Annotated in this window: 17 protein-coding genes, 1 pseudogene and 1 CRISPR repeat array; of the genes and pseudogenes, 14 read left to right on the top strand and 4 right to left on the bottom strand. The window is 37.3% G+C overall.

Translation table 11 applies throughout. The annotated features are described in order from the left end of the window. Positions 1–132: 132 nt before the first annotated feature. Positions 133–1,763: direct repeats of the CRISPR family, unit length 32 nt; unit sequence ATTTCAATCCACGCACCTATACAAGGTGCGAC. 573 nt (positions 1,764–2,336) lie between these two features. From B2C77_RS16395 to B2C77_RS16360, 9 genes and pseudogenes are all read left to right on the top strand, one after another. Beyond that, the gene (locus B2C77_RS16395; protein ID WP_077706020.1) at positions 2,337–4,214 is read left to right on the top strand and encodes a beta-N-acetylhexosaminidase; all 1,878 of its coding nucleotides are present in this window, start codon (positions 2,337–2,339) and stop codon (positions 4,212–4,214) included. Between the two features lie 550 nt (positions 4,215–4,764). Further along, positions 4,765–6,357: a beta-N-acetylhexosaminidase gene (gene nagZ, locus B2C77_RS16390; RefSeq protein ID WP_077706019.1), complete on the top strand. Its 1,593-nt coding sequence runs from the start codon at positions 4,765–4,767 to the stop codon at positions 6,355–6,357. Between the two features lie 91 nt (positions 6,358–6,448). Beyond that, positions 6,449–7,171 carry an exo-beta-N-acetylmuramidase NamZ family protein gene (locus B2C77_RS22540; RefSeq protein WP_367946645.1) on the top strand — a complete coding sequence of 241 codons (723 nt, stop codon included), beginning with the start codon at positions 6,449–6,451 and terminating at the stop codon, positions 7,169–7,171. Positions 7,172–7,183: 12 nt separating this feature from the next. Then, positions 7,184–7,597 (top strand): annotated as a pseudogene (locus tag B2C77_RS22535) (DUF1343 domain-containing protein); the annotation flags it as partial. A 188-nt stretch (positions 7,598–7,785) separates the two neighbouring features. Next, on the top strand, positions 7,786–8,643 hold the full coding sequence (locus tag B2C77_RS16380) for a MurR/RpiR family transcriptional regulator (protein ID WP_077706018.1): 858 nt from the start codon (positions 7,786–7,788) through the stop codon (positions 8,641–8,643). Positions 8,644–9,135: 492 nt separating this feature from the next. Continuing rightward, positions 9,136–10,107, top strand: a complete 972-nt coding sequence (locus B2C77_RS16375; RefSeq protein WP_077706017.1) for a GNAT family N-acetyltransferase — start codon at positions 9,136–9,138, stop codon at positions 10,105–10,107. Then, positions 10,104–10,316 carry a serine hydrolase gene (locus B2C77_RS16370; protein ID WP_077706016.1) on the top strand — a complete coding sequence of 71 codons (213 nt, stop codon included), beginning with the start codon at positions 10,104–10,106 and terminating at the stop codon, positions 10,314–10,316. Before B2C77_RS16375 ends, B2C77_RS16370 begins: the two co-directional genes overlap by 4 nt. Before the next feature lie 26 nt (positions 10,317–10,342). Beyond that, positions 10,343–10,615 carry a serine hydrolase gene (locus tag B2C77_RS16365; RefSeq protein WP_164085293.1) on the top strand — a complete coding sequence of 91 codons (273 nt, stop codon included), beginning with the start codon at positions 10,343–10,345 and terminating at the stop codon, positions 10,613–10,615. Positions 10,616–11,348: 733 nt separating this feature from the next. Continuing rightward, a complete protein-coding gene (locus B2C77_RS16360) occupies positions 11,349–12,464 on the top strand; it encodes an IS4 family transposase (RefSeq protein WP_077702340.1) in 1,116 nt (371 codons plus the stop codon). A gap of 678 nt (positions 12,465–13,142) precedes the next feature. On the opposite strand, the gene B2C77_RS16355 is transcribed toward B2C77_RS16360, so the two are convergent. Then, positions 13,143–14,810 carry a DUF2207 domain-containing protein gene (locus tag B2C77_RS16355; protein WP_176087350.1) on the bottom strand — a complete coding sequence of 556 codons (1,668 nt, stop codon included), beginning with the start codon at positions 14,808–14,810 and terminating at the stop codon, positions 13,143–13,145. A 359-nt stretch (positions 14,811–15,169) separates the two neighbouring features. Here B2C77_RS16355 and B2C77_RS16350 point away from each other — a divergent pair, with 359 nt between their 5' ends. The 4 genes from B2C77_RS16350 to B2C77_RS16335 all read left to right on the top strand — a co-directional run bounded on the left by B2C77_RS16350 (position 15,170) and on the right by B2C77_RS16335 (position 18,742). Further along, on the top strand, positions 15,170–15,616 hold the full coding sequence (locus B2C77_RS16350; protein ID WP_077706013.1) for a nucleoside 2-deoxyribosyltransferase: 447 nt from the start codon (positions 15,170–15,172) through the stop codon (positions 15,614–15,616). 21 nt (positions 15,617–15,637) lie between these two features. Next, complete coding sequence (locus B2C77_RS16345) at positions 15,638–16,633, top strand: thymidylate synthase (protein WP_077706012.1); 996 nt, start codon at positions 15,638–15,640, stop codon at positions 16,631–16,633. Between the two features lie 24 nt (positions 16,634–16,657). Continuing rightward, positions 16,658–17,422 carry a class I SAM-dependent methyltransferase gene (locus B2C77_RS16340; protein WP_077706011.1) on the top strand — a complete coding sequence of 255 codons (765 nt, stop codon included), beginning with the start codon at positions 16,658–16,660 and terminating at the stop codon, positions 17,420–17,422. A 75-nt stretch (positions 17,423–17,497) separates the two neighbouring features. Further along, positions 17,498–18,742, top strand: coding sequence for an HAD-IIA family hydrolase (locus B2C77_RS16335; RefSeq protein WP_077706010.1), 1,245 nt, complete (start codon positions 17,498–17,500; stop codon positions 18,740–18,742). Between the two features lie 506 nt (positions 18,743–19,248). Here the strand turns inward: B2C77_RS16335 and B2C77_RS16330 are convergent. From B2C77_RS16330 to B2C77_RS16320, 3 genes are read right to left on the bottom strand one after another with little or no spacing between them, the layout of a single operon-like run. Then, positions 19,249–20,247: a proline dehydrogenase family protein gene (locus B2C77_RS16330; RefSeq protein ID WP_077706009.1), complete on the bottom strand. Its 999-nt coding sequence runs from the start codon at positions 20,245–20,247 to the stop codon at positions 19,249–19,251. A gap of 23 nt (positions 20,248–20,270) precedes the next feature. Continuing rightward, positions 20,271–21,626: a branched-chain amino acid transport system II carrier protein gene (brnQ, locus tag B2C77_RS16325; RefSeq protein ID WP_077706008.1), complete on the bottom strand. Its 1,356-nt coding sequence runs from the start codon at positions 21,624–21,626 to the stop codon at positions 20,271–20,273. A 21-nt stretch (positions 21,627–21,647) separates the two neighbouring features. Then, a complete protein-coding gene (locus tag B2C77_RS16320) occupies positions 21,648–22,628 on the bottom strand; it encodes a proline racemase family protein (protein WP_077706007.1) in 981 nt (326 codons plus the stop codon). A 372-nt stretch (positions 22,629–23,000) separates the two neighbouring features. On the opposite strand from B2C77_RS16320, the gene B2C77_RS16315 reads away from it, so the two are divergent. After that, a complete protein-coding gene (locus B2C77_RS16315; protein WP_077706006.1) occupies positions 23,001–24,371 on the top strand; it encodes a sigma-54 interaction domain-containing protein in 1,371 nt (456 codons plus the stop codon). Positions 24,372–24,489: the final 118 nt, after the last annotated feature.

The raw sequence follows: 24,489 nt of genomic DNA, 5'->3' as shown, positions 1-24,489 counted from the left end.
GACTACGATAGGTTGATTTTAATACAAGATGCTACTCCACGAGGTAAGGGCGCTATTGAGCTATATTTCAATTTACACACACCTATACAAGGTGCGACAGGATTTAAATCAATTACTTTCCATGTTCAAACAATTTCAATCCACGCACCTATATAAGGTGCGACTTGTGACGATGGTGAGGTAGTAATTGAGGATGCGATTTAAATCCACGCACCTATACAAGGTGCGACTTAGAGCCTTTGCAAATGGTGCGTGGCGTGGATGATTTCAATCCACGCACCTATACAAGGTGCGACGGGGAACAATTCTAGTAGATACTTTGAGCAACATATTTCAATCCACGCACCTATACAAGGTGCGACAAAGGAGTAGGGGTGAAGAAAGCCCAAATAATTGTATTTCAATCCACGCACCTATACAAGGTGCGACTTTTAAGGTCAATAAGACCATTAAAACTATCGAATTTCAATCCACGCACCTATACAAGGTGCGACCAATATAATCGTGATTATGACATGTCTGATGAGATTTCAATCCACGCACCTATACAAGGTGCGACTAGGACTTGGCGATGATAACCGCGTGCAAATAGTTGATTTCAATCCACGCACCTATACAAGGTGCGACGAAACACGGGGGATGATGAAGTCAAATTATGGTGACATTTCAATCCACGCACCTATACAAGGTGCGACTATATCTCCTACCTTCCTGTTTATTATCATTTTCCATTTCAATCCACGCACCTATACAAGGTGCGACTCCGCTTGCTTTTAAGAAATGCATTAATGTCGTTATTTCAATCCACGCACCTATACAAGGTGCGACCTTGGAAATAACCATAGACAGGGCTTTTTTAACGATTTCAATCCACGCACCTATACAAGGTGCGACCTAAACTCTCTAGAGTTTAGATTTTCGTCTCCAAATTTCAATCCACGCACCTATACAAGGTGCGACTTTGGGATAACACGGACGGTTACAGACGTGCAGTAATTTCAATCCACGCACCTATACAAGGTGCGACACGTAGTCTTAACGATGTCTGGAGAGTACGGAGACCATTTCAATCCACGCACCTATACAAGGTGCGACGAATCAAGCATACGTAAGGGGTATAAGCGGATAAATTTCAATCCACGCACCTATACAAGGTGCGACACTAAGTCTTTCAATTATGGTAATCCCTATAATTCGATTTCAATCCACGCACCTATACAAGGTGCGACCGTTATAATCGACGCATACGTTTCCGCAAGCAACGATTTCAATCCACGCACCTATACAAGGTGCGACTAAAAATTTAATTTTTATCAATGACAATAATGCGAATTTCAATCCACGCACCTATACAAGGTGCGACTTTTACCAAAAAGCCAACAAAAACTAGTAAAAGAAATTTCAATCCACGCACCTATACAAGGTGCGACGGTAAAAGCGGCGGCTATTCATTTGATGCAGGTGATTTCAATCCACGCACCTATACAAGGTGCGACTTTCGGTGGCAATGCTGATGGTAGTAGCTTTATACATTTCAATCCACGCACCTATACAAGGTGCGACAACTCATTTTGGTCTTTTATGTCATCATTATCATATTTCAATCCACGCACCTATACAAGGTGCGACACCAACGACCCGGCGAAGAAGACCGCCGCCGTGAAATTTCAATCCACGCACCTATACAAGGTGCGACTAACGCAAAAAGATAATACAGAAGCAAACGAAGTAATTTCAATCCACGCACCTATACAAGGTGCGACTGCGATTTCTTCCTAAAAATTAACAAAAACAATCAAAAACAGTCCATTTTTAGATTAGAAATCTCAAATATGATTAGTTACTCTCAACTTTATTATAAAAATCACCAAAAAAGCAAGTGATTTTTGGTGCGAATCTCCCGGGGTTTTCATGTGCACTTGGGGTTCGCACCTAATTTTTAATTTCGTTTCTTAAAAAAGTTCTCCAATAAACCATATTTTATCTAAAAATATTATATGATAGTTCAAATAATAAGTCATGCCAAGTAGTAATAGCACTGCGCATGGAAGTTTCACTTTATAAAAAAAGCGTCATTTCATGCATGAAGATAGTACCATCTAATCTGCCACGCACTGCAAGCGAGTTTAGTGAACACAAAATCAGTTTGAACGTGTAAAAGAATGAATTGTACAATCTTTAGGCAAACATCTTCAAACAATGAAATCAAGTTACAGAAAAATAAAATATTTCTAAATATTTATTTCATCCGCCTTTTGTTTGTGATATGATAATAGTAATTGATAACCAGATGATGCAGTCATTTACTTTATCTTACCAAGGGAGAGAGGATAGATATGAAGATAAAGTTTGTTGGTGACGTAAGCGTTGTACATGATGGATTAAAAATACTTGCCACAGAATTAGGGTTTGTAATAGATGATATCAATGGTTTCCCAATTCACGTTCAACAGAGGAAAGGTTCTATTTATATTTCCAAAAACCAGTATAGCGGACAAATCTGTTTTGAAAAGCCGATTCATTTTTTTAGAGCGTTAGGTTTGTGGCTGGAGCAGTACCAACTAAAGCAAGAATTTGAATTGGTAGAAGAAGCCCAATTCGATAGCAGCGGAGCTATGCTAGATGCTTCGAGAAATGCGGTAATGCGTGTATCAGAAATGAAAGCCATGCTACGAAAAATGGCAGTAATGGGATTAAATGTGCTGATGATTTATACAGAAGATACGTATGAAGTAGAAGAATACCCCTATTTTGGTTATATGCGTGGGAGGTATACAGAGGATGAGTTGAAAGCATGCGATCAATATGCTGCTACCCTTGGGATAGAGATGATCCCATGTATTCAGACGCTAGCTCATTTAACAGAAGCGTTAAAGTGGAATTATGCTGGAGAGATGAAGGATACAGCGGATATTTTACTTGTAGGGGAGGCGAAAACATATGCCTTTATCGAGGCGATGATAACGGCTGCTTCCAAGCCATTTCAATCGAATCGAATACATATCGGGATGGATGAAGCACATCAGTTAGGACTCGGAAAATATTTAGAAAGAAATGGTTATGAACAGCGATTTGCGATTATGACTAAACATTTGCAAGCAGTTGTTGCCATGACAGAAAAGCTTGGCTTAAAACCAATGCTTTGGAGTGATATGTATTTTCGACTTGGATCAAAAACTGGTGGATATTATGACCTGGAAGCAGAGATACCTGATGATGTAGTGGCGTCTATTCCTGATGTTCAGCTCGTTTATTGGGACTACTATCATACCGATCAAGCATTCTATCAAACGTTTATAAAAAGACATCAAGTTCTGAAACCAAATTCAGTATTTGCAGGTGGGGTTTGGACTTGGAATGGTATTGCTCCAAACTATGGAAAAGCTATACAAACGACAGAAGCAGCCTTAACAGCATGTAAAAAAGAAGGAGTAAAGGAAGTTTTTGCTACAATGTGGGGAGATAACGGGGCTGAAACGCCAATGACAACCGCATTGCCAATGCTACAACTTTTTGCAGAGCATACGTATCATCAAGTCGTTCATGCTAAAACATGGCAAGCGAGATTCGCGTGCTGTGTAGGTGCTAATTATAACGATTTTATGGTTTTACATCAATTTGATGAAACGCCTGGTGTTTCGGAAAATAATTTACATGCGTCAAATCCTTCTAAATTTTTGTTGTGGCAAGATATTTTGCTCGGCTTATATGATGAAAATATTAAAGGGCTATCTTTAGGCAAACATTATGAACAAATGATCCCGCAATTAACACAAGCAAAAGAACGCAATCCAACGTTTTTTTCTCTATTTGCCTTTTATGAGCAGTTGGCGAGAGTATTAAGTACCAAGGCAGAACTCGGGATACATATCAAACAGGCATACGACACCGTTCATAAAGAGAATATGCAAATGTATTTAGAGCAAATAAAAGTGTTACAGGAGGAACTCATTGAATTAAGAGATACACATAGAGATTTATGGTTTTCTATGAATAAGCCGTTTGGATGGGAAATCATTGAAATACGATATGGTGGAGTGATTACACGTTTGGATACGGTTCAATATCGTATCAAAAAGTGGTTGGCAGATGAAATTGTTGTAATAGAAGAGTTAGCAGAAGATCGTCTTTATTTCGACGGGCCTTACCAAATGCCTGCGGGATCTTTAGGAAGAAATCTCTATCATAGAATTGTTAGTGCTAGTCCATTGTAGAAGGATAGCAGGACAATAATTGAAATGTTAAATCGGAATATTTTTTAAAAAATAAAATAAAGTTTTGGTAAGCGGATAAATATGCTAATATAAAAGAGAAGAAAAAATCTTTTGCACAAGCGGTTTGTTTAAAAAGTGCTACATCCAAGTTTGAATGACCAAGGTGTACAGTTTACGTATATGAAGTCCGTACGTACACTGGGAAAGAGTCTTTATAATGTGGCTACACCTACAAGAAGCAAGAATTGTTTTAAATAATCCGAAGATCATTATCTAGAAACATCTCATAAACCTCCAAGAAATGGATAGCTAGTAATAATAGGAGCAGGTAATCAGTCCCTTGGATGCAAGGTGGTTCCTCTTTTGAGAACAGCATAAGCTTGGCTTTTGCGAGTGAAGAGGCTCAAGCAGCCTTGAAGAAAGCGTCCGCCTGTAGTGAAAATCGACGGATTCAAACACGTATACAATCTTGATTAGGAAACAAATAAAATGTTAGAAATAATAGGCAAATAGCAGCGCCTAAATATACTTATACCAGAGGGTGTTTTCCATGAATAAAAGCCTTGTGAAAGAAGTAGGAAAATTATTGGTTATTGGTTTTCCGGGTAAGGAAGTTCCTGACTATATTAGGAGAATGATGCATCAATACCATATTGGCGGTATGATCCTTTTTAGTAGAAATATCGGTACACCGGAAGAGGTGCTTCGCCTTACGACAGACTTGCAAAAAGAAGCAAAAAAAGCAGGCTATACCCATCCGTTACTTATATGTGTAGATCAAGAAAATGGGGTCGTTCGTCGTTTAGGTGAAGGAACAACAATATTTCCTGGAGCAATGGCGTTAGGTGCCACGAATAATCCTAAGAATGCCTATCACATCGGGCTAGCAACTGCGAAGGAACTAAAAGCACTGGGGATTAATTGGAATCTTGCACCTGTTTTGGATGTGAATAATAATCCAGATAACCCTGTTATTGGTGTCCGCTCTTTTGGAGAGTCAGCTGAAATGGTCGCAGATTTTGGTAGGCAAATGATGCAAGGAATGCAAGATGGTGGCGTGATAACGACATTAAAACATTTCCCTGGTCATGGTGATACAAATGTGGACTCCCATCTTGATTTACCCGTTATTTCTCATCATAAGGAACGATTAAAAAAAGTTGAGCTACTACCTTTTCAAACAAGTATAGACGCTGGCGCTGATACGGTGATGTCCGCACATGTGTATTTTCCAGCTATTGAATCAAAGCAAGGTGTTCCAGCTACATTATCTAAAAAGGTCATTACTGAATTATTAAGAACGGAATTAGCATTTGACGGCGTTGTAACGACAGACTGTTTGGAGATGCGTGCAATTGCCAATGGAGTTGGGACAGAACAGAGTGCCGTGGAGGCTATCAAAGCTGGTGTTGATTTACTTATAATTTCTCATACAGCTAACAAACAACAAGATACGATTCAAAAAATCATTCAGTTAATAGAAGCAAATGAGTTAGATCGAAGTTTTATTACGCAATCCATTAGACGAATAGACTCCCTAAAGGAAAAATACTTACATTGGGATGATATCCAGCTTGTGGGTGAAGAGGCGGTTCCAAAAGTTATAAACTGTAAACAACACGAGGAGATAGCTTATCAAATGTATAAGGAAAGTATAACGGTTGTTAAAAATGAAAACGTTATCCCGGTTTCCTTAAAGGAAAAGGATCGCGTGCTTGTCCTTTGGCCAAACGATGGAGGGACGATGGGGGTGGAAGATAAACGGCATACGACACATGCGCTAGATGAAGCAGTAAAGAGCTATCATAAAGAAGTTGACAAGATAGATGTCACGGATGATATGACAGCACTTGATATAGAAGAAATCGTTGCTAAAGCACATCATTATGACTTTATTTTTGTTGGTACGTTGACCATTACGATAGGTAGTAAGCAGGTAACGCTAGTTGAAAAGTTAGCGCAAGCTCAGTTGTCATTTGTCGTTATTGCCATGCGAAGCCCCTATGACTTGCGGTATATCCCACAAGTGAAAGCATATATCAACACATATGAATTTACTTATCCCGCTTTACAGGTAGCAGCGGGAGCAGTTTTTGGCAAGGAGAAAGTAAGTGGTACATCTCCTGTAACGATATTTCCATAATAAAAAAGGTAGATCGTATTGCTAAAGTGCAGGAGATTGAACATGATTTTACTTTATCTTCCAGATAGAGATGAAAGTGGGGACACTTTATATGAAGCTCGGGTTGGAAGTGTTTTTAGAAACAGCATACAAGCAGTTTAAACATCAAAAAATTGGTCTAGTAACGAATATGACGGGGGTGAATCAACAGTTAATTCCTGCTATTGATTTATTTTACCATCACCCACATATTAAACTTACTGCACTCTATGCTCCTGAACATGGTATACGAGGGGACGCTAAAGAAGGGGAAAAGGTTACTTCAACTGTTGATCCTTATACGGGGCTACCAGTGTATAGTCTTTATGGAACGACTAGAAAACCGACAAAAGAGATGCTTGAACCTGTAGATGTCATTGTTTTTGATTTACAAGATATTGGTTCGCGGTATTATACATTTATTTATACGATGGCATACGTGATGGAAGCGTGTATGGAAGAAGGAAAGCATGTTGTCGTGCTGGATCGACCTAATCCAATCGGCGGTATAAAAATGGAAGGTAATGTAGTAGAAGAAGATGTTCGTTCTTTTGTTGGGCTCTTGCCAATTCCGAATAGGCATGGCATGACAGTTGGCGAACTTGCTGTTTTATTTAAACATGTATTTGGTTATTATTGTGAATTGACGGTGATTCATATGGTTGGTTGGAGGAGAACGATGTACTTTGATCAGACTGGTCTATTCTGGGTGCCACCTTCTCCCAACACGCCGACACTGGATATGAGTATGCTGTATCCGGGGACTTGTCTCGTTGAAGGGACGAATTTATCATAAGGTAGAGGTACAACGAAACCATTTGAAGTTATTGGTGCTCCGTTTATAGATGGGCAAATATTAGCTAGCGCTTTTAATCAAAGAAACATCCCTGGTGTGCTAGCCAGACCGACATCGTTTACACCTTTTTATCAAAAATATAAGAATCAATTATGTGGAGGCGTTCAACTTCATATAGAAGATCGTCATCTGTTAAACTCTGTAGTAACAGGTATCCTATTACTTGAAATTGTAGCTTCACTTTACCCAGATGCATTTTCATTTATAACGAATGAAAACAATAAATACTTTTTCGATTTATTAGCTGGAACAAAATCGCTCAGACAATTTATTTTAGAAGAAAAGGCAAAGGTGTTTGTAAATGCTTGTGAAGATGAATTGGAATCTTTTCGACAAGTAAGAGAACCGTATCTTTTATACCAATAAGTGGTTTCGACCTACGTAAACACTAACTATGCTGGAGCATAAATTCCTATTATAACGTGGGCTATCCTTATACAATGAAGATTAGAAAAAACTGGTTTATAGCCAAATTGATATGGTGACGTCGTTTTGCTTATACGATAAAACTACTATAGTGAAAAAAGAAATAAAATACAAAGTGAGTTGATAGCATGACAAATGGTGGTTTAATTATATTAACGGAGATGTTGGAAAAATTACCTCCTTCTGAAAAAAAGATTGCAGCTTATATTTTAGATCATCCACAAGAATCGATTTCGCTAACAGCAAATGAGTTAGGAAAGCGGAGTTCTACGAGTGGTGCAGCAGTCATACGTTTATGTAAATCACTTCATTTGAAAGGATTTCAAGATTTAAAATTAAGGATTGCTGGCGATTTACAAAAGCCAGATGATCATGTAGGCTACCAAGATATCCAACCGAATGAATCGGCAAGTTCTATTATTAAAAAAATGACCGATAACTCCATTCAAACTATTAGGGAAACAGCTGATTTATTGAATACAGAGGAGCTACAAAAAGCAGTCGATGCACTGAGAGAAGCTAGGCAGATCCATTTTATTGGGGTAGGTGCTTCCAGTATTGCTGCAGAAGATGCCCAGCATAAATTTTTACGCATTGATAAAACAGTATATGCTTTTAAAGATATGCATATGGCTGCAACGCTCGTGGCAAATACTTCAGCGGACGATGTGGTGGTAGGTATTTCTTTTTCAGGGGAAACGCAAGAGATCACGAAAATATTACAATTAGCAAATGAAAATCAAGCTACGACGATTAGTTTAACCAAGTATGGAAGTTCGAATGTAGGCGATCAAGCGAAGATCAATTTATATACGTCAGCGACAAATGAACCAACTTTTCGAAGCGGAGCTACATCTTCTAGGGTTGCCCAATTGCAAGTTATTGACATCCTCTTTATGTGTGTTGCTTCGTTACAATATGAGGATAGTGTCAAGCATTTAGGGGCAACGAGGGATGCGGTTGATTTCCTTAAATGGCAATGGTGAAAATATAATTTGAATGGTAGATGGAGGGTTAGCTCATGAAGGGTTAATCCTTTCATTTTACTACAGGAAAGTAAAATTTTAGTTTTGATGGTAGAAGAAAAACAAAGAAGACTTTTGTCATATGACTTGTTGACAAGCCAAGTTTTTCTCATGGGGGCGATTATGATGTGTTTTTTAGGTATTGATGGCGGAGGGGCGAAAGCAAAGGGCAGGGCGTGAATGTGGACGAATTAGGAATGGGAGAATCTACTTCTAGTTAAAACATGTTTCTAATCAAGCAGAGCCAATTCCTATTGTTTTAGCAGGTGGTATATTTAGCTAGATTGATTTATTTCAGATCAATTGCTACACAGGAAAGGGATGTACAGCTAGTCTTGCAAAAAGTGGAGCCTGTCGTTAGGGGTGGTTCGCCGTCTTAAAAGTAAAAAATGTCGTCATTGATGCGGTTGCATTTGTAGAGAACTACCATCAATCGAGAAAGAAGCTGATGAGATGAAAACAGTAGCTTGGGACGAAACTTATGTTGAAAAGTTGATAAATCTGTGGAATCGGGAGTTAGGGCTTGCATTCCCAATGCGTGATTCCCTTTTTAAACAAAATAGCGTTCAAGATAAAAATGTGTGTCGTGATAGTTCATGGATTGTCTTAAATAATGACAATGATGTTATCGGTTTCATTATTGTGAAAGTGTGGCAGGAAAAGATTCAGGTGCAAATGTCTAAAACAACAGGCTGGATTCAAGTGCTTCTCGTAGATCATCGATATAGAAATAAAGGGATTGGGACAAAGTTGCTTGAACATGCAGAAGAAGTTTTACATAAGCAAGGAATACAGCAAATTTTGCTAGGCCGTGATCCTTGGCATTACTTTCCGGGTATTCCAATCCATAATGAACAAACAAAACAGTGGTTTTTGGCAACAGGGTATAAAGCATATGGAACGGAGCATGATTTATTAAAAACGTACAATAAGACCACCACAGTTACAAAGCCTGACTTTCCAGAAATCGATTTTTCTGTACTTCATACAAGGGAAAAGAAGAATTTCTTAGCTTTTTTACATCGTTGTTTTCCAGGCAGATGGGAATATGAAGCAATAAAGTATTTTGAATTTGGTGGAACAGGTCGTGAATTTGTCGTCATGAGAAAACGTGGACGACTCATTGGATTTTGTCGAATTAACGATCCCAATTCACCCATTATTGCTCAAAATGTCTACTGGGCTCCGTTATTTGAAACAGCACTTGGTGGCGTAGGGCCATTAGGTATCGATGCTTTAGAACGTGGGCAAGGCTATGGTTTGGCAGTAGTGGAAGCGGGAATTGCTGAACTGCGAAACCGGGGTATACAAAAGATTGTTATTGATTGGACGGGACTAGTAGATTTTTATAAAAAGCTAGGTTATGAGGTTTGGAAAAGCTATACCTCATTTAAAAAGCTATTGGAATCAGGAGGCGATTCATGAGACAAGTAGTTTTAGATGTTCTGCAAAAAGAAATGGACCTGAAGCATATACCTGCTGTCGTTATACAAGTTTCTTATCAAAATGAAGTAGTGCTCAAGGAAGCGATAGGTAATCGCGTGGTTTATCCAACCCAAGCTCCGTTGCAACTCAATACAATGTTTGATCTCACCTCCCTTACCAAAGTAGTTGCCACTTTACCGCCTTTTTAAAGTTAGTCGATAATGGAGAAGTGCGTTTGGATGACTTGGTTAGCTTTTTTCACCCTTTATTTGCACAAAATGGAAAAGAAAGCATTCGACTAGGGCATGTACTAGCGCACACATCAGGATTAGCAGCACATCGCCACTTTTATAAAGAAGGACTTGGGGGGGAGGAAGTACTTGAGCAAATTTGCAAGGAAAAAATGACATATACGTTAAATAAAGAAGTGTTATATAGCGACCTTAACTCTATGATTCTTTACAATTTAGTGGAGGAAAAACTGTGGAATATTTTGAATCCTTTGTAGAAAGAAAAATTTTTCTACCTTTGGAAATGACCGAAACGCTATGCAGCAACGGAGTATAACGGGTGCATAGGTGGGTATAAACGAGGTATCGTTCATGATGATAACGCGCATTCCATGGGAGGAGTAAGTGGATATGCAGGCTTGTTTTTCTACAATAGTTGATTTGGTAAGTTTTGCTTCGATATTGAAAATGGCGGTTGTATGTGATGCATGCCAATGTTGTTTTGCTCTAGCTTTTGACGCACGATTTTACTCCTTACTCCGTATGCGCCTTATTTACTTTTGGTGATTAAACCTTACAGATAAATGTTTAGATTTCAACCCATCGTTGTATAGATTGTTAAATGTGTGAATTTAAGGAAATTGATATTTTAGATGTGGGTGGAGCATGCTATTGTCAGTAAGAAGTACAACACACAGTTGGTTTAAAACTTAAAATAATTCCCAAGTACAACAATAACTTTATCCTTGTAAGATAAAAAGAGATACATACCTCATAATCTTATTTGATTATTTGAATAATTATGATAAAGTGTTTGTAGTAGAAAATTATTTGAGGTGTAAGAATGGAAATATCATTAAGTTTATTTATAATCACTAGCGTTGCATTAATTAAATCTGATGATTAAAAATACTAAAAATGTTCAAAAATTAGTGTTCATACAACAAAAAAATCCTTTACAATGGAAGTACAGGTGGTTCCTGTCCAAATCCAAAAGTAAAGGATAACTGCATGGACAAGAATACACTAAAATCATCATTTGGTAAATGGGTTTCACCTATAAATACGAAAAAACTATATGAACAAGTAGAAGAAAATAAACAAGATTACTACACAAAAAAACTGACAACGGAAGCGTATATAAAGTTGCTGTTGCTTGCTCAATTACAAGGATTTGAGAGCTTGGAAGAGATGAGCGATGCACTAATAGATGGTGAACTTCAGAAAGTATTGGGGTTTGAATCGATTAGCCCATCGCAACTTTCAAGGAAGAACAATGAAATGAATCCAGCCATCCTTTCCCATTTATTCTTTGATCTTGCATACAAAATCAAAGGTCTCCAATTTAAAAATGGGAAATACATGCCATTAAAAATCATTGATTCTAGCACGCTTCCATTAAACTTAACGAATCATAAGTGGGCGAAATTCCGTAAAACAAAAGCAGGAGTTAAGCTACATTTACGACTTGTATTTATGGATAAGGGCACCGTCTATCCTGAAAAAACTGTGATTACAACAGCCAAAGAACATGACAGAAATCAACTGGAAGTTCTCGTAGATGACAAAGAAGCCATGTATGTGTTTGACCGTGGATATGTTGACTATGAACGATTTGACCGAATGACGGATGAAGGCTACTTTTTCGTGTCCAGACTAAAGAAAAACGCCGTCATTCGTGAAGTAGAATCATTTTCTGTACCTAAAGATGCTACAGCTTTATCCGACAAGATGGTTTACATCGGTTCGACGCAAAATCGCACAGAGAATGTATTCCGTCTACTTGAAGTAGTGGATACAAAGGGGAACATTTTGCGATTAATTACTAACCGTTTCGATCTAAATTCCGAAGAGATTAGTGAAATTTACCGTCAACGGTGGGCCATAGAGCTATTTTTCAAATGGCTCAAACAGCATGTAGAGATCAAACACTTTTATGGTATGAGCGAAACTGCCATTCAAAATCAAATCTTCCTTGCGCTCATTGCTTACTGTTTACATGTACTTATCCAGTTAGAGATGAGGAGTAAGAAGTCCTTACTCCGAATTAGCCGCTGGTTAAATAAAGTGCTGTGGAAACCTGCGTACATCTGGATCCGCAGATTTGACGATAGATCTATTCCGTAAATACATACACTGTCGTTGTTGCTAACAGTTTAATTGTATAATTTTTCCAAATGGACAGCCCACCTTTGCTTAGGTAATGTCTTATTGGCAAAAAATCTTGTGCAAATGATTACTGAATTTTCAAACCAATTTTATGCAACGCTAGTGATTTATAATATGTAGCATAATCTTTTATTTCATACTCTATGTTGTTATTGAAACAGCTGTAAGAAGAGGTATCGATTCATCAAAGACAAATGAAATGATTGGAAGAATTTATGAAAAAATTAACAAAGAGCACTAAGTCTTTTTAAAGAGAAATATTTTTGAGGCTAGAAAGAAGCTAGGGAACTCTTTCTCTTTATTTTATGGTTTCGAAAACTCTTGACTTTGCCAACGGTTATGTAAAANGGTCAACTCCTATGGATTTAGCCATTGACTTTACGCCTTCTGCACCACTTTGATAGCGAATGACTGCTTGTATTTTTTCAACATTGGTGAATTTAGCCATAAAAAACTGCACCTCCATTTATTAGAGTTGTGTCTAAAAATTGGGGTGCAGTTCATTCACACTGGTGGTTTTGATTATTACGGCTCTATAGGAGAGTATAGAATTTTTAAGGACTACCGTATAAGCAACGAACGTTTCATCACCATAAAGCGTAATGATAAGCCAAGTTCTTCTAATGTAGAAAGTGGTTAAAATGCGCCTGATCCTCCGCCACTTCCGCCAGCTCCAGCACCGCTTCCTGCACCGATGGAGGCACTTGTTGTGTCTGCAGTTACTGCTGTCTGTGCGTCGTGAAATTGTGTGTTAATAGCAGCTGTAGCGAGTACAAGCATCATGACATCCGTATGATCATCCGAACTTGCCTCAGCTGATGTGGAATGATGCAATAGCTGCTTGTTGGAAGTCGTCCACTTTGTATGGAGTGGAGTATGGTTAACTCCTACCCCATAAATCAAACCGCGTTTTTGTTCATCGTCAGTAAGATTCTCTAAAGAAGTACTTTCAGGTTGTAAGGTTTTTTCTTCAAATTCCTTCCACTGTTTATAAATTCGTGCTCCCTTTAACGTTCGTGGTCGATAAAGGATAGCAAATAAAGCAAGAAAAACAAATAAGAAGCTCGTGATCGTCATACTAGCGTATAGTTCGTGCATGGCAAAGACGATACTGAATGGGATGATAAGAAAGCTTAATACGCCTGCCATTATACGAGTACCCGTTTTTTTATCAACGAGATGATGCTCTTTGATTTCCTTCGTGACAGTATAATTATAGCGGTAAAGTTCTTTTTGATACATGTCTTGATTTGCTTTATTTTCCATAAATTCTTTTAAATCGTTCGTGCAAAATACCCCATTATTTCCAACCGTATAAAATAACAAGTCAATAAGTATTTTCTCATGTTGATGGTCTGTTTGTTCATGGATCACAGTAAACTTATGCAAATCATCGTTATCCCGTTGAATGAATCCTTTTCGTTCTAAATCAAGTAAAGCAGCAGTCATTACTGTAGAACCGACTTTGCCATGCTTCATATAAGCGACCGTTGCTGGTAAACTCATTTCTTGTTTAGGTAAAAAGTGTACGGATTCTGACAAACGCGCCAATTCTAATTCTTGTACTTGCTTTTTCCTCCAGGCAACAAATAGTAGGAACAAGCTAAGTAGGCTAAAAATACTTATCACATAAGGTGATATTTCTTTTAACGTTGATTTTCTGTTTAAAAATGCTTGTTCTTTATCGAGCAATGCTTGCTTCGTTGCAAGCATTTCTTCGCGTATGAGTTTCTCTTCCGTAATAGAAACACCCGGAAAAAGAGACCGATCATAACTAACAGTAATAGCTCCATTTTCATAAGAATCCACATACCCCATGGCAAAATGAATCGTACCATCCTCTTTTTGTTTCTCTGTTTTAAAAGCTTCATCTTCACCGTAGGCAACGCTATTTTCTGTTTTTTCCGGTGGGTGGATAAATGCATCGAAATGCTCATAATCCGTTTCATTTTCACTATCAAAAAAAGACCAAGAAAATACAACCAGATCAGAATAAGCTTGAAGGCTATTTTTAATGGTATAGGACAGTTGAATCGTAACGGTTTCGTCCTTACCACTTCGATAAATCTTATAAACATTCTCTTCTTGCTTTACTTTTAAATCTTTTCCAGCTTCCTTAGCAGTTACGTTATGAATAGATGCATCCTTTGAAGGAATTAGGGTACGAGTCATGCCATTAAATTCGCCGTCAAACTGGTACGTATGCTGCTCGTTTACATGAACTTCCCCATCATTCTGTAAATAGGCATCCACTCTGCTTTGATTAATGGAAAAATCAACGGCAAAAACGGTGCTGGGGATCAAACATAAGAATAGGATAATACCAAATACTAGGCCGAGTTTTTTAGCATCGTTTTTCCTCCTTATGTTTTTAGTACGATTCATTGCTGTAAAAAGTTTCAAGCGAGTGAAGATAACATAGGAAAGCGAACTCGCTACATAGTTTTTGTAAAAGGGTGTTCTATGAAACAAAAAACCAACATAACCATGTATAGACTGTTTTTTACTTAAGTAGTAGGAAGTATCAATATTGCAATGATTGAACAATAAATTAGCATCAACCTACTTAGGAAAAAGCAGTACAGACTTCATAAAGAAAGGATAAATAGTATACCGCATTACATGTATCCAAGGGTACCTATTTATTTTTAAGGAGTGAGTAAATGAGTCAACGCAAAAAACTATTTCTTGCAGGTCCATTTAAAAGTCTTGTCAACCCAAAAACGGGAGTAATGGATCATCATGAAAAGCAAAAGCTAATGCAGCTTATCTCTTATTTTGAGGATAAAGGCTTTACTGTTCATAATGCACACAAGCGGGAAGGGTGGGGAAAAGATTTTATGACGCCTCATGAATGTACAGCAATCGATTTTGCAGAAATAAGCGCTTGTGATCTATTTGTCGCCTTTCCAGGATCTCCACCTTCTCCAGGTACCCATATTGAAATTGGTTGGGCATCCGCATTACAAAAACCAATTATTTTGTTATTAGAAGAAGGAAAAGACTATGCGTTTTTAATTCAAGGTTTAGAATCTATGGCTCCTGTTACTTATATGTATTATCAAGAAGAAGCAGACTATTTAACCAAACTAGAAGAAATGAACTTATAATTTAACTGGAGGATGACATACATGCGATTTAACAACTTCCATGAGGCGTATATTGAAACGCTTGACACGGTATATAATGAGCCACAGTTTTATAATGCGCCGCGTGGAAATAAAAGCCGTGAGAAACTAAGTTATCACTTGACTATTGAAAATCCGATAGAAAGAATCTGCTATTTGCCTAGCAGAAAAACAAATATAGTATTTAATTTTGCTGAAGCTTTATGGTATGCAGCAGGTGACAATAGCCTAGCGTTTATCGGTTATTATAATAAGAAAATGCGTGCGTATTCCATGAATGGAAAAACATTGACAGGCACAGCATATGGTCCAAAAATTTTTGAGTTTGGCAATGCGAAAATAAACCAATGGAACCAAATTAAAGATTTATTAATGAATAACGATCCTGATTCCAAACGAGCGTTTATTCAGATATTTGATGCAACAGAACTAGTAATAGCCAATAATATGGACATCTCTTGTACTTTAGGATTGCAGTTTTTTGTAAGAGAGGGCAAATTGTATATGGCCTCGTTTATGCGCGCAAATGATGCATTTCGCGGCATGGTTAGTGATATTTTTTCCTTTACATGGATGCAAGAATTAATGGCAAGAGAACTTGATTTAGAAATAGGAGAATTCTTTCACCATGTTGGATCTATCCATATTTATCAGCCAGATGATCATTGGACGGAAAGTGTGCTTCATGAAGCGAGTTCTGTATCCAAGCATAAAAAGGCAATGTTTGAATTTCCGCGTATGCCAAGCGGTAATAATTGGCCTGCCATAGAAATGGTATTAAAATATGAAGCCTTATTAAGAAATGACCATATAAGCATGACTGGCAGTGAAATTGAACAGCTTGATTTACCAGAATATTGGAAGCAAGTTGTGTTACTTTTTAGTTTGTATCAATATATAGCTTATCAAAGACCAATGGATTATTCCCTTTATCATCAGTTGTGGCCAGTATATCAGCATTTAGTAGTTAACAAATGGCCCATTCTACAAAGCAAGTAAATTAGAATGATAGCGAGGTATCGTATGAAAACGTCATTTAAAAAAAGTGATATCGCGAATAAGTTTGAAGCTTATAATGACATACTTGAACAAATATTAGGTTTTCGATTTGTTTTTGAAACACTACGGTCAAACTCCAAGATAGCAAGTGTACTTGATTATGGTTGCGGTCCAGGAAAGGTATCGTATCGATTAGCGGAAAAAACGGGAGTAAATGTTTACGCTGTAGATGAGTCCAAAGAGATGATTAACATCGCATCGGAAAAACGGAGCCATCCAAATATAAAATATCATTTAATAAATAATGATAATCTTTCTTTTCTGCAAGATAATTCAGTAGATGCAGCTATGGCATGTTATGTATTTATTAATACGGAGAAAAAAGAACAAATTTTAACAATTATGAAGGAGATTTATCGCGTTTTAACTCCTCAAGCTTCTTTTATTATCTTAGATACGAACCCGGATTCTACGGGGATTGAGTTTTCTACGTTTCAAAATGGAAGGAAGGGAAAAACATATAGGTGCGGTGAAGCGCGGCAAGAATGGTTACATTTAGACCAGCAAGAGGACTTAATATTGCGTGATTTTCATTGGCCGAAGTCTGTCTATGAGGAGCTTTTAACAGAAGCTGGTTTCCAAGGATTAGAACTTATAGAGCCAACGTTAAAAGATATTCCTGAAGCAGAATTAAAATCGATCCAAGAAAAGCATCCTTTTCATCATTGGAAACAGGAATGGAAATTTCCCCCGTTTGCCATATATAAATCGATGAAACCAGCGAAATAGTAGTGAAATTATATCGTTTTTCTATTAGAATGGGTAATAACTAAGTTCTATTACCGATTCTAAGGAGAGGAAATAATGGCGATAGTTGATGAGTTTGATAGATTTTTATTTGATTTGGATGGGGTTGTTTTTATCGGGGATGAACCTCTTTACGGGGCAGTGGAATCACTTCAACGACTTCGGCGAGCGAATAAAGATATTCGGTTTTTAACGAATGACCCATGTACAACAAGAGAAAAAACGGTGAAGAAATTATCGCGTCTTGGGATAGAAGTAAGCAAAGAGGAAGTGATTACCTCCTCTTGGTTAACGGCACAATATTTACTAAGGGAAAGCATTCATACTGCATTTATTTTAGGCGATGAACATTTAAAATGGGAATGCAAGCAGGTTGGAATGGATACAGAAGTAGAAACAGAAGTAGAGGCTGTCGTTGTCGGATGGAGCAATGACCTCTCTTTTTATGATCTTCAACATGCTGCAGCATGTATTCATCAAGGAGCAAAATTTGTTGCAACGAACCCAGATAAAACATTCCCTACGCCAAATGGGCCTTTGCCAGCCGTTGGGGCAATTATAGAAGCGCTTCATGCATCAACAGATCAAAGACCATTTATTATCGGAAAACCTTACCCGTATATGTTTGAAAAAGCGCTTGAGAATGTGGATGCTACTACAAAAGCGGTGATGATTGGTGATAATCCATCTACAGATATATTGGGTGCACATCAAGCCGGAATACCAGCTGTTTTAGTATCCGATAAGCAAGTGAAGGCATTTCCATCAGCAAGAGATTTTCGTAATTCAGATGTTACGGTATCGAATTTAAAAGCGCTTTTTGATCAAAGCATCGTCATGAAAAACTGGACGCCGCCAGATTTTGCATGGCCTGAAGCAATTAAAGCTGGCGTAGCAGGGATCATATTTAATCGTGATCAGCGTGTGTTATTAATGAAACGAGCAGATAATGGATTATGGGGGATACCATCTGGACATGTTGAGCCGGGAGAAACAGTGGAGGAAGCGATTATTAGAGAGATTCGTGAAGAGACTGGCTTAGATGTTAAAGTAAACCGATTGATAGGCGTTTATTCTGATCCAGAGTCGCAAGTTTTTTCTTATCCGAATGGAAACGTAAGTCATTTCGTAACCAATTGTTTTGCATGTGAAGTAATTGGGGGAAATGTCGTTGGGAAAAATGATGAAACGTTAGATGTGCGTTACTTTGATATAAACCAGCTACCAGATGACCTCCTTCGTATGCATCCAAAGTGGCTCAAAGATGCGATCGTAAAGCGAAATGTTTCTTATATTCGGTAGTTTTAGCCCATCAAAAGCGCGTTTTCTAAACCAGCTTTTCCAAAAGAGAAATAGAATGTCGTTATATGGAAAGAATCAACAGACGAAGTGCCCCTTTTTAGGAGAGATGCTTCGTCTGTTTTGCGGAATGAAGTAATAATATTCGTTGTACAATGCTTACTGATTGCATGCTAAGCTAGAAAATCTACTTTATAGAAGAGTAATATACGAAAATGGCAGTAGGGGCAAAATGATGACGTCATTCAGTGGGAGATAGGATTAACCTCCTGCTGAATGACGTTTTACTTTAAAAGATAAGAAAGTATAAAATTTGATGCTATGGCGTAACCAAATAACCGAATGGGCCTCGTCCGGCTCCAGCGCCCAGCGACTAGGCGACTTCACGAAATCGCCCTACGATAAGTCATCACCGGTTCGTTCCTCACCGTGATTCCTAAAACTTTAGTTGATTCGTTCCACTCGCTACGTTGCTAAACGGGCGCTTGCGCCTTTGTTCTTAAATAAGTTTATGATTTTCTCCTTCTTGCCTTTATACAGCAAATCGTCGCAAAGGATACAATGAAAAGACTTGTAATCACAGGTCTTCTTTTTAATCGGTTATTATCTGTGTAAAAGGCATCTTTTATAACCAAATTCAAGTTTTGCGGACGTTCTGCTAGGCGGCGCATAAAATACCCAAACCAGTCATCACCAAATGGAATGTAAGTACAAAAATGATAGCCTTCTTTAGCGAGTTTAGACTGTAAATCGTTTCGAAATCCATAAAGCATTTGAAACTCAAAACATTCTTGATCCAAATTATTCTCTTTAACAAAATTTTTTAATTCATCAATAATGTGATGATCATGTGTAGCGAATGAGGTAAACGCCCCATCTAAAAGTCTTTTTTTGCAAAGTCGCAAAAAGTTATCGTCTATTTCTTGTTGGTTTTGAAAAGCTACTTTTGCATCCTCCTTGTAAGCGCCTTTTACCAAACGTATACGTACATCTTTAAGGTCCATTAAATCATCTTCTGACCGATATAAATAAGCTTGGATAACCGTACCTACATTTGTATAATTTTTACGTAGATATTTCAGAATCGTTAATGTCTGCTCATAATGGGCGTAATCTTCCATATCAATATTGACAAAAATGTTATATTTTTTTGCGAGATCAAGAATTTCTGTCATATTTAAAATACAGTAGTCTTGGTCAATATCTAACCCAAGTTGTGTTAATTTAACGGATAAATGGCAATCCATGTTTTCGTGTTCAATGGCTTCCAGCAATAATAAGATTTTATCCTTTGCTTTGCTAGCTTCTGTCTTATCCAATACAAATTCCCCTAAATTATCTAGTGTACAACTTATTCCAGTTGCATTCAGTTGTTTAACCGCTTTTGAAACATTTTGTATAGTAGTTCCCGCTATGAATTTATCTGCTCCAAGGAAAAAGCCCCACTTTTTCGCTTGATTATTTAAGAATTCATTATTAGAGATATGGATGAAAAAATTTCGCATCATGTTTAAACCCCTTTACAATAAAATTAGATAGCTTTTCCCTTGAGATTATATTTACGTTTGTCTGTTCGGCTATATATAGAAAATAGAAAACCAACCACTCCTCCAATAAATGCTGGTAGTATCCAGCCTCCTCCGTTTGAAAATAAAGGAAGGAATGAAAAAAAATCATTTAAAATATTTTCCGTGACAAGTCCCGTTTGTTTGATAGCATCCATGATAGCAATGCTACCTGCGCCTATCATTGAACCAATATATACAGGTTGATATCCTTTAAACCAGTTATTCATTAGCGCTAATACAATGAGTGTAATGGCCATTGGGTATAGAAAGAATAGTACAGGCGTTGCCATGTTTAAGATTTGATTTAACCCAAAATTTGTAACTATTAAACCCAAGCAAGCGTGCATGCATATCCAATTCTTATAACTGATCTTTGGGCATACGCGTTCAAAAAATTCAGCAGCGGCCGATAAGCATGCGATATTTGTCGTTAACCCAGTCAGAATAACAATTGTCCCAATCATCAATAGACCAGTGTTACCAAGTAAGTATCGGGAAGCTTCAGCAAGAACGACTCCACCATTATCTAAGATTCCAATTGCTTCAATACTTGTCGCTCCAAGCCATGCAAGTGAAATATGTAAAAGGGATAAGCCGACAACAGTAATGAAACCAGACTTAATAAAGATACTCGCAGTTTGTTTTGGATTTACTACACCTAAACCCTTTAGCGTTTTCATGAAAACGCCTCCAAAAACAAACGCTGCTAGAACGTCCATTGTAAGGTAACCTTCTGTAAATCCTTTAAGAAATGCACCCTCTATATAGGCCGGTTGTGGTTGTTGTATTACTCCCATTGGTGTAATAATCGATTTTATTACAATAATAAGAAGTAGAATGGAGAATATAGGAGTAATGACTTTTCCTAGTCGGTCAACAAACTTATTAGGGTTAAGAGAGAGAATAGCTGTTATTGTTATAAATAGAAACGAAAAAACAAATAAAATAACGTTTGCTTCCATATTAATCATTGATAAATTAGGACGTATAGAAATCTCGTATACTACGGATGTGGTACGCGGTATAACATAAAATGGTCCCAAGGTTAAAAATAATAAAATACAAAAGTAGAAGCTGAACCTCGGGTGGACTCGTTCAGCTAGAGTTTCCACTCTCCCACCAGCCATTGCTAGCGCAATAATCGCTAAGAGAACAAGTCCTACTCCTGTTATTAAAAATCCAAACATGGGAACCCATGCATTACTGCCAGCTTGTTGCCCAACTATAGGGGAAAAAATAATATTTCCCGCACCAAGAAACATTGCGAACAGCATGAAGCTAACTGCTAATAATTGAAGCGCTGTCAATTTTGTGTTCATATTAAACTCCTTTTTCTATAACTATACCGAAAATCCGTGCTTAAAGGGGTCATCTTGGTCAATTACAAATTGATGGAATCCTGTTATCCATGCAGAACCAGATACCTGTGGAATAATAGCATTAAAATGACCGACTTTTGTTTGTTTTACAACACTCGCAGTAAAGGAAGTACCAATTATACTTTCATGTTTCATTTGCTCACCAACTGGGAAATTAAGTAAAGCAAGTTTTGCCGAGGTGCCAGTTCCACAAGGTGAACGGTCGATTTGACCATTTCCGAATACAACGACATTACGATAATAATTGTCCTCAACTTGTTCACTGAATTCTACTAAATCTACTGTATTTATATGCGGATAATCTGGGTGTGAAATAGTTATCTGTTTATTAACCGCATCCTTTATTTTCATCCCTAAATCAATAAATTTTTCCGCATTATTAAGCGATATGCTTAAAGAAAGTTGAGTAGCATCTAATATGGCAAAAAAATTACCACCGTAGGAAATATCCAACGTCAATTCTAGATTTTCCTCTATTTTCACAGTAAGGTTTCGTCTGTACACAAAAGCAGGGGCGTTATGGAATGAGACTCGTTTTACTTTTTCGTTTTCAAATGTTACATGGCATGAAATAATACCAGCAGGTGTATCAAGAAGAACCTTTTCTTTTTTTTCAATCATACCAAGTGAAATTCCCGCAGTAACTACAGCGATAGTACCGTGACCACACATATTCAAGTAGCCTTTCGTATTAGCGAAAACAACGCCGAGATCACAATTCTTATTACAGGGTTCGGTAATAAATGCTCCGAACATATTTGAGTGCCCTCTTGGCTCATTCATTAAAACTGCTCTTAAATGGTCAAATTTCTCTTCTAGCTCTTGTTTCTTATCCCACATCGTATTTGTTTCTAATTTAGGTATCCCTTTTAAAATAATTCTAGTTGGCTCTCCCACTGTATGTGTATCGATTGCTTGTAATAGGCTTGAGATATTAATCAATAGTCATCTTCCTTTCTAATGATATAAAGCTTTCAAAATTCATATAGCAAAAAATATGCCAATTGCTTTGGATCCCACTAGTCTAAACTCAGCTTTAAACGGCATGATTTCATCATCTTGAAAACCTGAGTATTAAACTGCTTCCATAATTGGGAGATGTGTGCTGAACAAGACAAAGTCAGAGAGGATTTTGTAAGAAGTTTTTAGATAATACGCTAGTGACTTGAAAAATAGTGGGGATAAATAAAAGTCTAACTATTTGATATACATTTTGATAAGGTGTTGTATTTTGTTTTATGTATACTTTATTTACAAAAATGTAAGAAAAGTATACAATTGTTTACAGTTATCTGATAAAGGGGGTGGGGTGAAATGAATAAGAATTACATATTAAATACAATTCTTGCAACAGAAGATGATGCTATAGTAGTTATTGCACCTGATTGTAAAGTTTTATTTTGGAATGATGCTGCAGTTCAAACGTATACGATTCACCAAGATGAAATCATTGGCAAGCCAATAACAGATTTTTTTCAAGACGAAGATTTATTGCTTTTATATGTTTTAAAAACGAAACAACCTGTTAAAAATGCGTATCATCGTCCTAGAGAGGATAAGCATGTTGTAATAAATTCCGCTCCGATTTACAACGATAACAACGAATTGATTGGTGTAGTGTCCATTGATCGTGATGTTTCTAACATTGTAAGATTAAATGAAAATTTGTTATCAACTTCTACAGAGTTAAATGAACTTAAGAGAAAAATATATATGAATAAAGAAGAAACCCCTTTTTCAAAAATGAAAGGGAGAAGTCCAGCTTTACAAAAAACCATACGTATTGCTAGAAAAGTCGCTAGTACAGATGCCACAACGCTTATCCTTGGGGAAAGTGGAACAGGAAAAGAAATATGTGCGCAAGCTATTCACGATGCAAGCGCTCGAAGGGATGGACCTTTTATACCTGTAAATTGTGGTGCTATTCCAGAAGCGCTGTTTGAAAGTGAGTTATTTGGATATGAAAGAGGGACATTCACAGGGGCGGAAAAACAAGGGAGAAAAGGAAAAATAGAAATGGCTGATGGAGGTACTTTATTTCTAGATGAAATTGGTGAGCTTCCTAAAAAAATGCAAGTGAAGCTTCTTCGAGTATTGCAAGAAAACCGGGTTTTTAGAATTGGAGATTCAAAGGGAAAAGGGTTAAATGTGCGGTTCATTGCAGCAACGAATCAAGATCTTGAGAAACTTATGAATGAAAATAAGTTCCGTTCGGATCTATATTATCGACTCGATGTTATTCAAGTGAAAATGCCATCGTTGAGAGAGAGAACGGAGGATATTCCAGAGCTTGCTAACTATTTTTTGAAACAATTTGCATCCCAATACCAAATGCCTGTCCCTTTATTAAAAGAAGAAGTTATAACGCAACTTGTTGCTTACAAATGGCCAGGAAATATACGAGAACTTCGTAATCTTATGGAGAGAATTACGATATTGGCTGAAAATGGATATATCAACTGGGAAGAGCTGACGCAACACTTTAACTTGCAGAGAAAAAAAGTGGAACAGAATAAAATAACTGATATGTCTTTATTGCAGGAAAAGGAAGAACTCGAAAAAGAAAGAATTATACAGTTGCTAGAAAAATATAATGGCAATAAATCAGTTGCTGCTAAAAAACTAGGTATCTCACGTGTGACTTTATATAAAAAGATACAGCAATTTAAAATTAATACATGTTAAGGGCTGCTATGGTACCTTTTGATACCGTATATTGTTATGGAAAGGTAGGAAAGCCATTGAAGTTACAATGAAAGTAAGTGAAAATAAAGACTAGGTTGTATAAGCATACTGCATCATC

It is taken from the genome of Virgibacillus dokdonensis, assembly GCF_900166595.1.
In the GTDB taxonomy this organism is placed as follows: domain Bacteria; phylum Bacillota; class Bacilli; order Bacillales; family Amphibacillaceae; genus Virgibacillus; species Virgibacillus dokdonensis.
This window is presented reverse-complemented; position numbering and strand designations above follow the sequence as displayed.

What these genes read in the sequence shown, in the direction of transcription:
- B2C77_RS16395 (WP_077706020.1), top strand. Translation starts at nt 2,337, where the DNA reads ATGAAGATAAAGTTTGTTGGTGACGTAAGCGTTGTACATGATGGATTA.
- nagZ (WP_077706019.1), top strand. Translation starts at nt 4,765, where the DNA reads ATGAATAAAAGCCTTGTGAAAGAAGTAGGAAAATTATTGGTTATTGGT.
- B2C77_RS22540 (WP_367946645.1), top strand. Translation starts at nt 6,449, where the DNA reads ATGAAGCTCGGGTTGGAAGTGTTTTTAGAAACAGCATACAAGCAGTTT.
- B2C77_RS16380 (WP_077706018.1), top strand. Translation starts at nt 7,786, where the DNA reads ATGACAAATGGTGGTTTAATTATATTAACGGAGATGTTGGAAAAATTA.
- B2C77_RS16375 (WP_077706017.1), top strand. Translation starts at nt 9,136, where the DNA reads ATGAAAACAGTAGCTTGGGACGAAACTTATGTTGAAAAGTTGATAAAT.
- B2C77_RS16370 (WP_077706016.1), top strand. Translation starts at nt 10,104, where the DNA reads ATGAGACAAGTAGTTTTAGATGTTCTGCAAAAAGAAATGGACCTGAAG.
- B2C77_RS16360 (WP_077702340.1), top strand. Translation starts at nt 11,349, where the DNA reads ATGGACAAGAATACACTAAAATCATCATTTGGTAAATGGGTTTCACCT.
- B2C77_RS16350 (WP_077706013.1), top strand. Translation starts at nt 15,170, where the DNA reads ATGAGTCAACGCAAAAAACTATTTCTTGCAGGTCCATTTAAAAGTCTT.
- B2C77_RS16345 (WP_077706012.1), top strand. Translation starts at nt 15,638, where the DNA reads ATGCGATTTAACAACTTCCATGAGGCGTATATTGAAACGCTTGACACG.
- B2C77_RS16340 (WP_077706011.1), top strand. Translation starts at nt 16,658, where the DNA reads ATGAAAACGTCATTTAAAAAAAGTGATATCGCGAATAAGTTTGAAGCT.
- B2C77_RS16335 (WP_077706010.1), top strand. Translation starts at nt 17,498, where the DNA reads ATGGCGATAGTTGATGAGTTTGATAGATTTTTATTTGATTTGGATGGG.
- B2C77_RS16330 (WP_077706009.1), bottom strand. Translation starts at nt 20,247, where the DNA reads ATGATGCGAAATTTTTTCATCCATATCTCTAATAATGAATTCTTAAAT.
- brnQ (WP_077706008.1), bottom strand. Translation starts at nt 21,626, where the DNA reads ATGAACACAAAATTGACAGCGCTTCAATTATTAGCAGTTAGCTTCATG.
- B2C77_RS16315 (WP_077706006.1), top strand. Translation starts at nt 23,001, where the DNA reads ATGAATAAGAATTACATATTAAATACAATTCTTGCAACAGAAGATGAT.